At 50.1% G+C, this 15,466-nt stretch carries 11 protein-coding genes; all 11 read left to right on the top strand.

Annotated features, from left to right (window positions below; all coding sequences use genetic code 11):
• Positions 1-117 precede the first annotated feature (117 nt).
• Positions 118-1,371 (top strand): SHOCT domain-containing protein, encoded by a 1,254-nt coding sequence (locus EJP77_RS06270; RefSeq protein WP_127198372.1) that lies wholly within the window; start codon positions 118-120, stop codon positions 1,369-1,371.
• 320 nt (positions 1,372-1,691) lie between these two features.
• Positions 1,692-3,386: a M3 family oligoendopeptidase gene (locus tag EJP77_RS06265; RefSeq protein ID WP_127198884.1), complete on the top strand. Its 1,695-nt coding sequence runs from the start codon at positions 1,692-1,694 to the stop codon at positions 3,384-3,386.
• Between the two features lie 184 nt (positions 3,387-3,570).
• On the top strand, positions 3,571-4,689 hold the full coding sequence (locus EJP77_RS06260; protein ID WP_127198371.1) for an SHOCT domain-containing protein: 1,119 nt from the start codon (positions 3,571-3,573) through the stop codon (positions 4,687-4,689).
• Positions 4,690-4,867: 178 nt separating this feature from the next.
• Positions 4,868-5,920 carry an N-acetyl-gamma-glutamyl-phosphate reductase gene (gene argC / locus EJP77_RS06255; protein WP_127198370.1) on the top strand — a complete coding sequence of 351 codons (1,053 nt, stop codon included), beginning with the start codon at positions 4,868-4,870 and terminating at the stop codon, positions 5,918-5,920.
• 13 nt (positions 5,921-5,933) lie between these two features.
• Positions 5,934-7,166, top strand: a complete 1,233-nt coding sequence (gene argJ / locus EJP77_RS06250; RefSeq protein WP_127198883.1) for a bifunctional ornithine acetyltransferase/N-acetylglutamate synthase — start codon at positions 5,934-5,936, stop codon at positions 7,164-7,166.
• Positions 7,167-7,438: 272 nt separating this feature from the next.
• The gene (gene argB, locus EJP77_RS06245) at positions 7,439-8,290 is read left to right on the top strand and encodes an acetylglutamate kinase (protein WP_127198369.1); all 852 of its coding nucleotides are present in this window, start codon (positions 7,439-7,441) and stop codon (positions 8,288-8,290) included.
• 80 nt (positions 8,291-8,370) lie between these two features.
• On the top strand, positions 8,371-9,630 hold the full coding sequence (locus tag EJP77_RS06240) for an aspartate aminotransferase family protein (RefSeq protein ID WP_127198368.1): 1,260 nt from the start codon (positions 8,371-8,373) through the stop codon (positions 9,628-9,630).
• A gap of 6 nt (positions 9,631-9,636) precedes the next feature.
• On the top strand, positions 9,637-10,593 hold the full coding sequence (gene argF, locus EJP77_RS06235) for an ornithine carbamoyltransferase (RefSeq protein WP_127198367.1): 957 nt from the start codon (positions 9,637-9,639) through the stop codon (positions 10,591-10,593).
• 65 nt (positions 10,594-10,658) lie between these two features.
• A complete protein-coding gene (locus EJP77_RS06230) occupies positions 10,659-11,891 on the top strand; it encodes an argininosuccinate synthase (RefSeq protein WP_127198366.1) in 1,233 nt (410 codons plus the stop codon).
• 333 nt (positions 11,892-12,224) lie between these two features.
• Positions 12,225-13,640 (top strand): argininosuccinate lyase, encoded by a 1,416-nt coding sequence (gene argH, locus EJP77_RS06225; protein WP_127198365.1) that lies wholly within the window; start codon positions 12,225-12,227, stop codon positions 13,638-13,640.
• Positions 13,641-13,986: 346 nt separating this feature from the next.
• Positions 13,987-15,432 (top strand): methyl-accepting chemotaxis protein, encoded by a 1,446-nt coding sequence (locus tag EJP77_RS06220; RefSeq protein ID WP_127198364.1) that lies wholly within the window; start codon positions 13,987-13,989, stop codon positions 15,430-15,432.
• Positions 15,433-15,466: the final 34 nt, after the last annotated feature.

Genomic DNA, 15,466 nt, shown 5'->3' with positions numbered 1-15,466 from the left:
AAGAAAATTTTGTCGATTAATATCGAAAAAAGTAGTTCCATCTCGTTTGATCTCAGTTATACTGATAGTGTTGGGAGAAGTAACCAACCAAGCACATCATGAGAGGTGGTCTTCATTATGAATAGGAGAAAGTCAGCAAGAACTGTAGCAGCTGGAATTATGGCATTTTCTCTGGCCTTAGGCGGGGGAATAGTAGCGACTGGACATGCTAACGCTGCATCGGGAACAAGCACGGTCCAGGAGCAGAAGACCACATTGCAGCAGGGGGACAAGCTTGAAGGATTGGGCAAATTCGAGAAACAGCTTCTTACCCTCCTAAAGCTGGATGCGGCGACTCTTAAAGAAAAGCTGCAAACCCAGACATTGGCAGAAATAGCTGCGCAGCAGGGAATATCCAAGGAGGATCTTAAAGCCAAGATTGTAAGCTGGATTACTGCTGAGAAGAGTGCCCAACTGGCCAAGGAGAAGGAAAAGCAAAAGCAGGCTGACAAGAAGAAGCAGCAGGAGCTAGCCAAGCAGCTTAAGAACAAGAAATTAAGTCCGAAAGCGAAACAAAAGCTGGAACAAAAGCTGAAGCAGGAGCAGGAACAGCAAAAGAAGGCGAATGAAAAGAAGGAGCAGGCTCTGAAGCTTGAAGCAGTTAAGACGGCAGAGAAGCTCATGTCGTTCACTACAGAGAGCAAAGTTGACAGTACCCAGGAGGCTCCGCTTACAGGACTTCAGAATTCTGCTGAAATCGCAAAGCTATTTAATATAACTACAGCTCAGCTGGAAGAAGAGCTGAAGGCTGGCAAAACGCTTACCGAAATCGCTGGTGAATATAAGGTTGAAACTCAAGCGGTCATTGATTTGCTGATTGCTGCTGATGTTAAAGACCTGGATGCCAAGCTGGCAGCGGGTGAAATTACTCAAGAGGAATACGATGCTCAGAAGGCAGCTAAAGCTGAAGCGGCTGCGCAGCTGTTGACCACCAAGTTCCCTGGGGTTGTTCAGGGGCTAGAGGATGTGGAGGACTCAGGCAAGTTTGGGGCCTTGGCTAAGCTGCTGGGCGTTACCGAATCTGAACTGCGGACAGCTATGAAGTCGGGGAAGAGCCTCGCTGCTATAGCTGAAGTTAATGGCAAAACTGCACAGCAGGTGGTTGATCTTCTGGTCAAAGACCGTTTGGCTAAGCTGGACGGGAAGCTGGCAGCCGGCGAGATCACTAAGGAACAGTACGACAAGTATAAGAAAAGCTTGATCGATTTCGTTACCGCACAGGTGAAGCGGGTTCCATCTCCTAAAGGACAAAAACCGGAGTCCGGCGACAAGGGTCACAGTTGGAACTTTAATGAGTCCCAGTCTATGATGAGTCCAGGGAAGAATAAATAATTATAAGTCGAACAAGGAGACGCCGTGTGCGTCTCTTTTTGCTTGGCTGTGAACAGCATATCTTTGAAGCGAGCTTTGAAAATGGCATGCAGGGGAGGCGTGAGCGGAGGGGAAGCTTGGAAATGTAGGAGTGAAAGCGACCGCCTACAAGCTTTCTGAAAGAAAGCTACATCGGAAGCATTTACTTTGGCTCCATTCCCCGTAGTTACGACATTGCCCCATTTTCCAGTATTTTAGCTGCTTCTTATATAGATGTTTGTTATCCCAAAATTACCCTGTATAATAGGTTTTATAAATAATTGACCAAAGGGTGATTAATGATGAAATTCAATGAATACCCGTATTCAAGACCTGACATCCAGAATGTCGAGAGTCAGTTCAAGGATTTATTAGAACAATTCAATCAGGCTGCGAGCTTTGAGGAGCAGGATCTTGTTTTTGAGAAAATTAACGAGCTGCGCAGCCAATTTGAAACCCTCGGGACGATTGTGAGTATACGTCATTCGATTGATACTACCGATGAATTTTACAAGGCAGAGCAGGATTATATGGATGAAGTGGGACCGCTGTATCAAGAATTCGTGACCGACTACTATAAAGCTGTTGTACAGTCTAAATTCCGGGCTCAGCTCGAAGAGAAATGGGGAGGTCAGCTGTTCAGTCTGATGGATGTGTCCTTGAAGACATTCAAGCCCGAAATAATTCAGGACCTCCAGCAGGAGAATAAGCTGGTTACCCAGTATAGTCAGCTTATTGCGTCGGCCAAGATTCCTTTTGAAGGGGAAGAGAGAACCCTGCCGCAGCTGCGTCCATTTGAAATGTCCACGGACCGCGGTCTTAGACAGAGAGCGGCCGAAGCACGGTATGCTTTTATGAGCGAGCATGAAGATGAGCTGGACCGAATCTATGATGAATTAGTCAAAGTACGGACTCGGATTGCGGGGGCGCTTGGCTACGAGAACTTCATACAGCTGGCCTATGATCGTCTTAATCGCACCGACTATAACGCGGAGATGGTTAAGAGCTTTAGAGACCAGGTGAAAGAGTTCATTGTGCCTGCAGCTCAGAGACTGAAGGAACGTCAGCAGGCCAGAATCGGTGTAGATCGACTTACCTATTTCGATGAAGACTTCAGCTTTGCTTCTGGAAATGCGGAGCCTAAGGGAGATCCAGACTGGATTGTTCAGAACGGAGCCAAGATGTACGCGGAGCTGTCTCCGGAGACGGATGAATTCTTCAAATTCATGCAGGAAAATGGGTTGATGGACCTTGTTGCCAAGAAAGGCAAGCAGGGCGGCGGTTACTGCACTTATCTCAGCGATTATGAAGCCCCGTTCATTTTCTCGAACTTTAATGGTACGTCCGATGATATCGATGTGTTGACGCATGAGGTGGGTCACGCTTTCCAGGTGTTCCAGAGCCGTCAGTATAAAGTGCCTGAATACAGCTTCCCAACACTCGAAGCAGCAGAGATTCATTCGATGAGTATGGAATTTCTTACATGGCCATGGATGGAGCTGTTCTTCAAGGAAGATACCGAGAAGTACAAATTCAATCATTTGTCCTCAGGTCTACTCTTCATCCCTTATGGGGTTGCAGTAGACGAATTCCAGCACTACGTCTATGGAAATCCGGAAGCCACACCGCAGGAGCGCAAGCTGGCTTGGCGGGAGATTGAGAAGAAATACCTGCCTCACCGTGACTATGCGGGCAATGCCTATCTGGAACAGGGTGGATTCTGGCAGAAGCAGGGGCATATCTTCAGCTCCCCGTTCTATTACATTGATTACACACTGGCGCAGCTGTGTGCATTCCAGTTCTGGAAGAAGTCACAGGAAGACCGTGAAGCGGCCTGGACTGCCTATCTTGAACTATGCCGTCAGGGCGGAAGTCGTGCATTCACAGAGCTCGTGAAGGCTGCGGGTTTAATTTCTCCATTTGAGCAGGGAAGTGTATCTTCTGTAATCAACGAGATTGAGCACTGGTTGGGTCAAGTGGAGGATAAGAAGCTGTAATGATTAATATATGATTTGCGTCAGGCCTGTCTTGTCCGGAAGTATTTTCGGATGAGGTGGGCTTTTCTTGTAAAAGGAAACATTTAGCTTACGTTAAGCTTTCATTCAGCGTGAATTCAGTTAGGTGGGATAAGATGCATTTGTAAGGCAACCTAATCCATTGTAAGCGAAAGGTGGTACTTCAATGAAAACGACAAAAAAATCAACCAAAACTTTAGCAGCCGGTGTATTGGCCCTCTCTTTAACTATTGGAGGAGGAGTTCTGGCGGTACAGCATACAAGTGCGGCGGCAGCCAATAAAACTTCCTCAGCAGCAGGGGTGACCCATAAATCAGGTCAGGATCGGGGAGGCCGACATCTGGGATTTGGTCAAATTGAATCTCAGCTGCTGACCTATTTGAAGCTGGATGAAGCCACATTCAAAGAAAAGCAGAAGACACAGACTCTTGCTCAAATTGCAAGCGCTCAGGGGATTGCCCGCGCGGATCTGAAGGCCAAGCTGGTAAGCTGGATTGAAGCGGAACACAAAGCGGATACTGCTTCCGCCGCGGCTGATAAGAATGGGAAGACGATAGACGCCTCCGTCTTTGCGGACAAGCTGCTTGACTCCAAGCTGGGAGAAGGATTCGGAGGTCAGGGACATGGACCGCTCGGTTTGGTAAAGAATAACGCCGAACTTGCGAAACTATTTGGCATTACTACGGATGAATTGAGTACCCAGCTGCAATCAGGCAAGACCCTGGCAGCGATCGCAGGCGAACATAATGTAACGGCACAGGCGGTTATCGACCTGGAAGTAACAAGTCTGAGCAGACATCTGGAGAGCGAGCTGGATGCTGGGGAGATTACACAGGATGAATATAATACTGAGAAGGCATCTCTTACAGAGAAAGCTACCCAGATCGTGAACGGCCAAATTCCGGCATTCGGTGATGGAAGAGGACACGGAGGCGGGCACTTCGGTAATTTTGACGAGGTTGCCAAGCTGTTGGGGATTACAGAGGATGCGCTTCGCACTGAACTGCAATCCGGCAAGACTTTAGCAGCCGCAGCAGCGGCGCACAATGTAACTGCACAGCAAGTCATCGATCTTCTGGTTAAGGACCGCACGGCCAAGCTGGACGAGAGACTCGCAAGCGGTGCAATTACACAAGCAGAGTATGACAAGCTCAAATCTGGCCTTACCGAGCAGGTAACCAAGGAAGTGAACAGTACGGTGCCTGAGAGGGGTAAATTCAAGGGCGACCGTGGTGGAGACGGCCATAAAATGAAGGCTGGGACAACCACTTCTGCAGCTCAATAAATAACCATGGGAATTATAGCAGGACTCGAAGGCGCCAATGGGCGCCTTTTTGCATATAAAAGTAGTCTATAGGCCAGATAGTAGTTGTATTTAAATGAATGCGTCTGTATAATAATACATAAATTCGATTCGGATATGCATAAATATAAATGAGTGATTGGAGAAAGTGGGGATACTAGTGAGCGGAGATTTTGTAAAAGTGGCTATCGTCGGTTCCACCGGGTATGGAGGGGTGGAGCTGATTCGTTTTTTATTGGAACATCCCAAGGTTGAGATCGTATCGGTCATTTCGGCATCGAGCAGCGGGGCGCCGATTACGGACGGTTTTCCTCATTTAATCAATCTTGTTGTGCAGAACCTCGATGGGGTAAATGTGCAGGAGATTGCAGCTAAGGCGGACGTGGTCTTCACAGCAACACCGTCGGGGGTCAGCGGTAAGTTGGTACCTCAGCTGGTTGAAGCCGGCTTGAAGGTCATTGACCTTTCCGGCGATTTCCGGATTAAAGACGGCGCTGTCTATGAAGAATGGTATAAGCATGACGCACCGGGCAATGACCTGCTGCAGAAGGCGGTATACGGACTTAGTGAAGTCTACGGGGAGAAGGTCAAGGATGAGCAGCTGATCTCCAATCCGGGATGTTATCCAACGGCAACGCTGCTGGGTCTGATTCCTGCGGTGAAGGCAGGCTGGATTGATCCTGCGACACTTATTATCGATGCGAAATCCGGGGTGTCCGGAGCGGGCAGAGGCACAAGTCTGACGGCCCACTATGCGGAGATCAATGAGAATTTTAAAGCCTACAAAGTCAACAAACATCAACATATACCCGAAATTGAGCAGGTACTGACCGATATTCATGGCTCACCCGTGACGGTCACATTCACAACTCATTTGGCACCGATGACACGCGGGATTATGAGTACGATGTACGCCACATTAACGGGTTCTCATACTAATGAAGAATTAGTAGAGTTATATAAGCAGTTCTATGAAGGGCGCCGGTTCGTACGCATTCGCCCTGCAGGGCAATGGCCGGCGACGAAGGAAGTCTTCGGATCGAATTATTGTGATATCGGTTTTGCGGTGGATGCGCGTACGAATAGAGTGACGATTGTCTCTGTAATTGATAATGTGGTAAAAGGGGCCGCCGGTCAGGCGATCCAGAATTTGAACTTGATGATGGGCTGGGACGAAACCCTCGGGCTGAAGAACGCCCCGGTATATCCATAGAACGGAGGACATGATGGGAGTAGCAAGTTTGTTTAAAGTGGTTGAGGGCGGTTCTGTAACGGCACCGAAAGGGTTCAAGGCGGGTGGACTGCACTGCGGTCTGAAGAAAACAACACGCAATGACCTGGCTGCGATTCTATGTGAAGTACCGGCGGTTGCCGCGGCCGTCTACACCACGAATGTATTTCAGGCTGCGCCGATCAAAGTGACTCAAGATAGCCTTGCAGCTAGCCGCACCCTTCGTGCAGTTGTTGTGAATAGCGGCAATGCGAATGCCTGCACAGGCAAACAGGGTGAAGCAGATGCTTATGCGATGCGCGAAGAGACGGCTAAGGTGCTGGGCGTATCCCCTTCGGATGTCGCGGTGGCTTCGACCGGCGTGATCGGGGAATTAATGAAAATGGACCGGGTCAGCAGCGGGATATCCGGACTTCCTGCAGTTATGTCTACGGATGAGGACGGGGCCGAGCAGTTCTGCCAAGCGATCCTGACTACAGATTTGGTCAAAAAGGAAGTCTGTGTCTCTTTGGTCATTGATGACCGTGAAGTGAAAATCGCCGGAGCGGCGAAGGGATCAGGAATGATCCATCCGAACATGGCAACCATGCTTGGATTCGTTACCACCGATGCAGCGATCCACCCGGATGCGCTTCAGTCCCTGATCAAAGATGCAACGGATGTTACCTTCAATATGATTACCGTTGACGGAGATACCAGTACGAATGACATGCTGCTGGCTATGGCAAGCGGGCTTTCCGGCAATAAGGAACTGACCGAGAAGCATCCGGATTGGGATGGATTCGCCGCCGCATTCAGGCATGTATGCCAGGTTCTGGCTCAGGCGATTGCCCGTGATGGCGAGGGAGCGACTCGTCTTGTCGAGGTAGAGGTGAGCGGGGCGGTAAGTGACTTGTCCGCGCGGGCTATCGCGAAGACGATCGTGGGGTCCAGCTTGGTAAAGTCGGCTGTATTCGGAGCGGACGCCAACTGGGGCCGTATTATTGCAGCGATTGGACGCGCAGGCGAGCCGGTGAATCCCGAGACGGTCGACATTCACCTCGGAGAGATTGCGGTGCTGACCGGATCGAAGCCGGTCACATTTGACGAAGACGAGGCGCTGGCCTATCTCAAGGGCGACACGGTTCGCATTGTGGTAGATTTGAAGAATGGCGAAGGAACAGCCACTGCATGGGGCTGCGACCTAACTTACGATTATGTGCGGATTAACGCCGCTTATCGGACTTAACGTCATCAATATATAAGGTGCTTTTAAAATTTTAACATTTTAGACGTTTGTAATTACAGGGAAGTTAAGCACCGAACTCAGCGGAGAGGTCGGAATCGTTCTGAAGAAGCGAAGCGTTCGCCTTTGTCTCCAGATTTCTACCCTTTGGGGTAGTAAGATCAGGAAATCGGGAGACAACAGCGATCGTAAGAATGATCCGACAGCGGAGCGGGCATCAGCAGATCAACGTACGTATACAATCAGAGTCACCCAAAGGAGAAGGGAGCAGGATCATGAATTCAGCATTGCAAGGTGAGCAGAAGGAGTTGGCCGGAGAACAGGCCTACAAGACATTCGTCATGAAATGCGGAGGCAGTACGCTGAACGAGCTGCCAGATTCCTTTTTTGAGGATTTAATCGCACTTCAGCGCAGTGGAATTCAGCCCGTGATTGTTCACGGCGGAGGCCCTGCAATCTCGGAGAATCTCGCGAAGCTTGGCATTGAGACCAAGTTCGTCGGTGGGCTGCGTTATACGTCTGAAGAGGTGCTGGATGTGGTCGAGATGGTACTGTCAGGCAGCATTAACAAGCAGATTGTCCGCCGGATTCAGACCCTGGGTGGGCAGGCGCTGGGACTGTCCGGGGTAGATGGCTTCCTGATTCAGGCCAAACCTGTAGCCGCAAGCGCTGAAGTCGGCCTGGTCGGAGATGTAACCGAAGTGAAAGCTTCGATCATTGAAGGTGTGACGTCCCTAGGATATATGCCGATCATTGCTCCTGTTGGTGTGAGTGAGAATGGACAGCGGTATAATATAAATGCGGACACGGCGGCTGGAGCCGTGGCATCCAAGCTTGGAGTTCAGCAGATGATCGTTGTAACGGATGTGCCAGGAATTCTGAGCACCGTGGGCGGAGAGAAGCGAGTTCTCCCTACAGTGACCGTACAACAAATTGAAGATATGATTCTAACGGGTGAAATTTACGGCGGAATGATTCCCAAGGTTCGTGCTGCTGTAGCCTGTATCCATGGTCAAGTGAAAGAGGTTGTTATTGTGAACGGCAGTGAGCCGAATGTGCTCAGCCGCGTGCTGTCCGGAGAAGCCATTGGGACCCGCATTGTCCGAATGAAGACCAGTCGCTCTTAGTATGAGCGGCCGGGAAATTACGGAATTCGAAGCGGGTACTTGCTTATACAATTTTTCAATTTAAGGAGGCAGCGAAAACGATGGCAGAATCCAATTTGCAGGAACTGGGTCAGGCAGAAGGTAAGGAACAAGAGGTCAAGGATAACCGCAGCAGCGAGTCGGTAAGCGCGCTGTTTCCGAATTACGGGGCGAGGTTCCCGATTTCTTTGGTAAAAGGGCAGGGGAGCTGGCTCTGGGATGATCAGGGTAACCGCTATTTGGATTTTTTCAGCGGAATTGCGGTCACTAATCTCGGCCATGCGCCCGAAAAGGTCAAGAATAAGATCAAGGATCAGCTGGATCAGCTGTGGCATGTATCCAACCTGTTCCAGATCCCACAGCAGGAGACCGCGGCCCGTCTGTTGACAGGGCTAAGCTCAGCAGATCTAGCGTTCTTCTGTAACAGCGGGGCTGAGGCGAATGAAGCGGCCATCAAGCTGGCCCGCCGTTATCACCAGAAGATCAAAGGCGAACAGCGCTATGAGATTATTACGTTCAAGCAATCGTTCCACGGACGTACGCTCGCGACACTTACAGCAACCGGACAGGATAAGGTGAAGGAAGGCTTCCTTCCGCTTCCTGAGGGCTTTAAGACCGTAGAGCTTCATGATATTGAGGCGCTAAAGGCTGCGATTGGACCCAATACGGCAGGCATTATGCTGGAAATGGTTCAGGCCGAAGGCGGCATTAATCTAGTACAGCCTGAATTCTTGAATGAAGTGGCGGCGCTGTGCAAGGAACATGGCATTCTGCTTATTGTCGATGAGGTGCAGACCGGAATGGGCCGCACAGGCAAATGGTTCGGCCACCAGCATTACGGTGTGGAACCGGATATTTTCACCCTGGCCAAAGGGGTAGCAAGCGGAATCGCCGCTGGCGTGATGCTGGCCAAAGGATATTTGCGTGAGGCGTTCTCTGCTGGTAGTCACGCTTCAACGTTCGGAGGAAATCCTATCGCGGCAACAGCTATTGTTGCAACCGTAGAAGCCATGCAGGAAGATCAGGTACCACAGAGAGCTGCGGAGATGGGTGAATATTTGCAGAGCAAGCTCAAAGAGAAGCTTGCCGGTCATCCATTCGTACTGGATATACGGGGCAAAGGCCTCATCGTTGGAATTGAATGCGACGGACCTGTCGCTGAGCTTGTAAGTGAAGGGCAAAAGAACGGTCTACTGTTCGTCACGGCCGGACCGAATGTGATCCGTCTTCTGCCAAGCTTGCTAGTAACGCATGAAGAAATCGACCAGGCTGTGGACATTATCGATGGAGTTATTCAGCGCCATCAGGCCAAGAAGGAGTAGATGAAGATGAGTCTAACGGAAGCGAATGCCGCATTCGACCTTAAGGGCCGCGATTGCGTGGAATTGACAGACTTCAGTACAGAGGAAATTCAATATCTTCTTGATCTTGCTATTGAGATCAAGCAGAAGCATAAGAATGGGGAAGAATACCAACCGCTGAAGGGGAAGACAGTCGGACTTATTTTTGAGAAATCCTCAACAAGAACCCGGGTCTCCTTCGAGGTGGGTACATATCAGCTGGGCGGTCACGCCCTCTTCCTGAGCAAGAACGATATCCAGCTTGGACGCGGGGAGACAATCAGCGATACGGCCAAGGTCATGTCCCGTTATCTGGATGGGATCATGATTCGTACGTTCGGCCACAACAACGTGGTGGATCTGGCCCGGTACGCTACGGTGCCGGTCATTAACGGGCTGAGCGATCTGGCCCATCCATGTCAGGTGCTTGCCGATTTCCAGACGGTGCTTGAGCATAAGGGCACTCTTAAGGGACTGAAGCTCGCTTATGTCGGCGACGGCAATAACATGGCTCATTCTCTCATGATCGGCGGCGCGAAGCTGGGAGTTCATGTCTCCATTGCAAGCCCTGAAGGCTATGAGCCGGATCAGCAGGTAGTCGCTCAGGCTCAAGAGATCGCGGAATCTACCGGAGCGAAGATCGAAGTGCTGCGCAGTCCGGAAGAAGCGGTGAAGGATGCGGACGTGATCTACACGGACGTATGGGCCAGCATGGGATTTGAAGAGGAGCAGAAAGCCCGCGAGGTTGCGTTCCAGAACTATCAGGTAAATGCCGAGCTTGCCAAGCATGCCAAACCGGATTACTTGTTCCTCCACTGTCTGCCTGCTCACCGCGGAGAAGAAGTCAGTGAGGATGTCATTGACGGAGCGAACTCTATTATATTTGATCAGGCCGAGAATCGGCTTCATGCGCAGAAAGCGCTGATGGCGGCTCTCATCGGATAGTTTTTGTGATAGACTTAGGTCTAGATAGTATGCAGTTGGGTTATTAAGGGAGGACACTGAATATCATGGCAAAAGAAAAAATCGTACTGGCGTACTCAGGCGGACTGGATACGTCGGTCATTCTGAAGTGGCTGAAGGAGACCTATGACGCCGAGATTATCGCGTTCACAGCGGATATCGGTCAGAAAGACGAGTTGGACGGGCTGGAGGCAAAAGCACTAGCTACCGGCGCTTCCAAAGTGTACATCGATGATCTGCGCGATGAATTCGCACAGGATTTCATCTACCCGATGTTCCAGGCGGGTGCCCAATATGAGGGCCAATATCTGCTCGGTACAAGTATCGCCCGCCCGCTGATCGCGAAGCGTATGGTCGATATCGCTCGTGCGGAAGGCGCAACAGCTATCGCTCACGGAGCAACAGGCAAAGGGAACGACCAAGTGCGCTTTGAGCTTGCGGCAGCGGCTCTTGCTCCAGAGATTAATGTAATCGCGCCTTGGCGTCTTAGTGAGTTCCGTGACCGCTTCCCAGGCCGCGCAGAGATGATCGCGTATGCCGAAGAGCATGGCATTCCGGTAACGGCTTCGGCAGCCAAGCCTTATTCGACTGACCGCAATCTGCTGCACATCAGCTATGAGAGCGGAGTGCTGGAGGATCCTTGGTTCGATCCAAGCGCAGAGGACAGCAAGGACATGTACCTGCTGAGTGTATCCCCGGAAGATGCACCGAATGAAGCGGAATATGTAGAGCTTGAGTTTGTTCAAGGCAACGTGGTTGCCGTGAATGGCGAGAAGCTCAGCCCGCTGGGCGTGATGGAGACCCTCAATGAGCTCGGCGGCAAGCACGGCATCGGACGTGTGGACATGGTGGAGAACCGCTTTGTCGGCATGAAGAGCCGCGGCGTGTACGAGACACCAGGCGGAACCATTCTTTTCACAGCCCACCGGAAGATGGAGTCCCTCACGATGGACCGCGAAGTTATGAATCTTCGCGACAGCCTGATTACACGGTATAGCACGCTCGTATACAATGGCTTCTGGTTCGCTCCTGAACGTCTTGCTCTGCAAGCGCTGGTTAACGAAAGCCAGAAGAACGTATCGGGAACCGTACGTCTGAAGCTGTACAAAGGCAATGTGATTGGTGCGGGCGTGAAGAGCCCAGTGAGCTTGTATAATCCGGATATCGCTACCATGGAAGCTGATCCGACCCAAGCCTATGACCAAGGGGACGCTACGGGATTCATCCGCTTGAACGCCCTGCGGCTTAAAGTAAGTTCCGGCGTAGAACAGAATAAGTAATTATATAACTAAATAAGTTGAACTTATGATTTACCCATTGGCAAGAGTGTGAAATGATTCTGGAGAAGCGAAGCGTTCGCCTACAAGCTTTCTGAAAGAAAGCTACATCGGAAGCATATTCTTTGTGACCTGATTTCTACCTCATAATTTTAAATAAGAAATCTGGGAACAACAGCGATCGGAGGAACATTTCGCACGGCCGCCCTAAGTGTAAAATCGATAATTCAACTTATTTAGAACATAGAAAATGATTATAAATACAGCATAACCATGAGGCCGTTCTCTTCACCGGGAGCGGCCCGTGGTCTGCATTCAGAAGAAGGAGTGGATTTAGTGAGCAAGCTGTGGGGAGGCCGTTTTACGAAGCAGACGAATCGCCTGGTAGAAGAGTACACTGCTTCGATCGGTTTTGATAAAGCACTGGCCGAGGAAGATGTTCAAGGAAGTCTGGCACATGTGAGCATGCTGGGCAAATGCGGCATCCTGCCGTCTGAAGATGTTGACCGGATCAAGGAAGGCCTTCATCTCGTTCTGAACAAGATCCGCCGCGGAGAAATTGAATTCTCCGTCGGAGATGAAGATATTCATATGAACATCGAGAAGAATCTGATCGAGGAGATTGGTTCGGTAGGCGGAAAGCTGCATACGGGCCGCAGCCGTAATGATCAGGTAGCTACGGACATGCACTTGTATCTGCGTAAGCGTATAGTTGAAATAACAGGACTTCTTCATGCGGTTCAGGAAGCCTTAATTGGACAGGCCGAAGCTAATCTGGATACGATTGTACCGGGTTATACGCATTTGCAGCGGGCGCAGCCGATTCTGTTCGCCCACCATTTGATGGCTTATGTCTCCATGTTCCAGCGCGATATTGAGCGGTTCCAGGACAGCTATAAGCGAGTGAATGTACTTCCTCTGGGCGCAGGTGCGCTGGCAGGAACGACATTCCCGATTGACCGTCATTACGTAGCTGAGCAGCTCAACTTTGATGCGGTATATGAGAACAGTCTGGATGCGGTCAGTGACCGGGACTTCATTCTGGAATTCCTGTCGAATTCCTCTATTCTGATGATGCATCTGTCCCGCTTGTGTGAGGAGCTGGTGCTCTGGAGCAGCACGGAATTCCGCTTTGTAGAGCTTGACGATGCTTACTGTACAGGCAGCAGCATTATGCCGCAGAAGAAAAACCCGGATGTGGCCGAGCTTGTACGCGGGAAGACCGGCCGTGTATATGGCAATCTGGTTGGACTGCTCACCGTGCTGAAGTCCCTTCCTCTGGCTTACAACAAAGACATGCAGGAAGACAAGGAAGGCATGTTCGATACTGTGGCTACCCTTGAAGGCGCACTGCAGCTGTTCGCAGGCATGATTGCTACGATGAAGGTGAACAAGCAGCGGATGCGTGAAGCCGTGAATCAGGACTTCTCCAATGCGACAGATATCGCAGACTTCCTGGTCGGCAAAGGCCTGCCATTCCGTCAGGCTCACGAGGTAATTGGCAAGACGGTCCTATACTGCATTCAGAACAACAAGTATCTGCTGGATCTGACCCTGGATGAATTCAAGACATTCTCTCCGCTGTTCGACGACAGCATTTATGGTGTCCTTCAGCCAGAGACAGTAGTTAACGCTCGTAATGTATACGGGGGAACGGCATCGAGTCAGGTGGCTGAAGCTATTTCCAGAGCCGGGGAGAAGCTGAAGGCTACTGAGCAATGGGTGACTGAGTATATTGAGAAGAGCAAATAGAAAGCGGATCGGCACTGGACTCCGCGGGACCATCAGGTTCCGCGGTTTTTTTGACTACATAAGTGAAATTAAGAATTACCTATAAGCAAGAGTGTGAAATGATTCTGAAGAAGCGGAGCGTTCGCCTGCAAGCTTTCTGAAAGAAAGCTACATCGGAAACATATGCTATGTGATTAAACTTCTACCTATAAAATTCTCTTAAGAATTCTGGGAACAACAGCGATCGTAGGAACTTTTCATACGGCTGACTAGTATGTAAATCAATAGTTCAACGTATATACATCATATTTTCATAGGAATATGCCGATATATATATTAAAAAAATGTGGGGAGTATGTGAAATTTAATGTCTGATAAATTGCTGGCTCTGCATGAGCGAAATAAACTGATGGTATGGCTCCTCTGGATCTCGCTGTTACTCGGGGTCGGGGTATCCTCTTCGAACCATCTTAGACTGACGCTGGCTATAAGCGGACTCCCAATCTGTATTCTATGTGTGCTTCTGGTATGGAGAAAAGTTGCAATCCGCTATGTGATGTACCTGGTGTCTATTGGACTTAGCCTGATCACGTTTTTCTTTATCGAGGAAAGCGAGGCATTTAGCAGTTATTTTCTGATTTTCTTCTCCTTTGCGATCATCTCAATCTATCACAACTATCGTCCCCTTCTCCTGAACGGCATCGTAGCTATGGGAATGACTACATATTTCGTGCTGACCAAAGCAACTTTTGAGGGCGAAAACGTATTTTATATGAATGCGTACCTCTTCGTCATCTTGGGTGCGTTGATCTCCCAAAGTCTCATCGGTGCAAAAATGAACCGGCAGCAGGAGGCCAGCGCAGCTGAATCGGCAGCCGCCAAGGAAAGAACGGAGGAAGTGCTGGTAGAGGTAAAGGGCTCTGTTCATGTGCTGGGAGCATCGATTACGAACCTGCAGAAGAATGCATCAGACACCGGTGAAATATCGGGTCAGGTTGTTCTTGCTTTCAACGAGATCGCCAGCGGCATTGCGACGCAGTCCGTCAGTGTCTCGGATATTTCGGAGGCGATGGAGCAGGTGAATCAGAACGTAAGTGCCGCTACGGAGGCATCTATTCAACTGAGTGACAAATCCAGAGTTACAGCTGATTTTACAACTCAGGGACAAGGTCAAATGAAGGATCTGGCCAGCAAAATCAATCAAATTGATCATATCGTCTCCGATACCTCGGGAGTCATGGAAGAGGTCAATCAGGAGAATCAGAAGATTGGCAGTATTGTAGAAATGATTGGTGAAATCGCGAATCAGACCAACCTGCTCTCTCTCAATGCTTCCATTGAAGCGGCCCGGGCTGGCGAGCACGGGCAAGGGTTCTCGGTCGTTGCCACCGAGATTCGCAAGCTGGCCCAGCATGCACAGGATGCCTCGACGGAGATTGCCGGTATTCTGGCAGCGATACAGAGCCGAATTGCTCAGGCGTCCAGCTTGGTCGGAGACGGCCTCACGGTAGTCACAGAGGGCAAAGAGTCAGCGCATAGCGTGGAACAATTGTTTGACGGAATTCATGCCAACACGGCCGAGGTGCTCCAGCAGGCTGAGCAAATTCGCGACATGAATGCCAGGCTGCAGCAGTCTTCTCAAACAGTGCTTCAAGAGGTGACCACGGTAGCTGCATTTACTGAGGAATCTGCAGCCTCGGTTGAAGAGGTGCTGGCAAGCTCGCATGCCCAGCAGCAGCATGTTGTGGATATAGTAGAATCTATCAAGCAATTGGATGAAATGATGAACAAGCTTGAAGAGGTAATTAAGTAACCGGAAGCGGCAAGTTGAAATTCGTGGATAGAGT

The organism is Paenibacillus zeisoli, assembly GCF_003994465.1.
Taxonomy (GTDB): Bacteria; Bacillota; Bacilli; order Paenibacillales; family Paenibacillaceae; genus Fontibacillus; species Fontibacillus zeisoli.
This window is presented reverse-complemented; position numbering and strand designations above follow the sequence as displayed.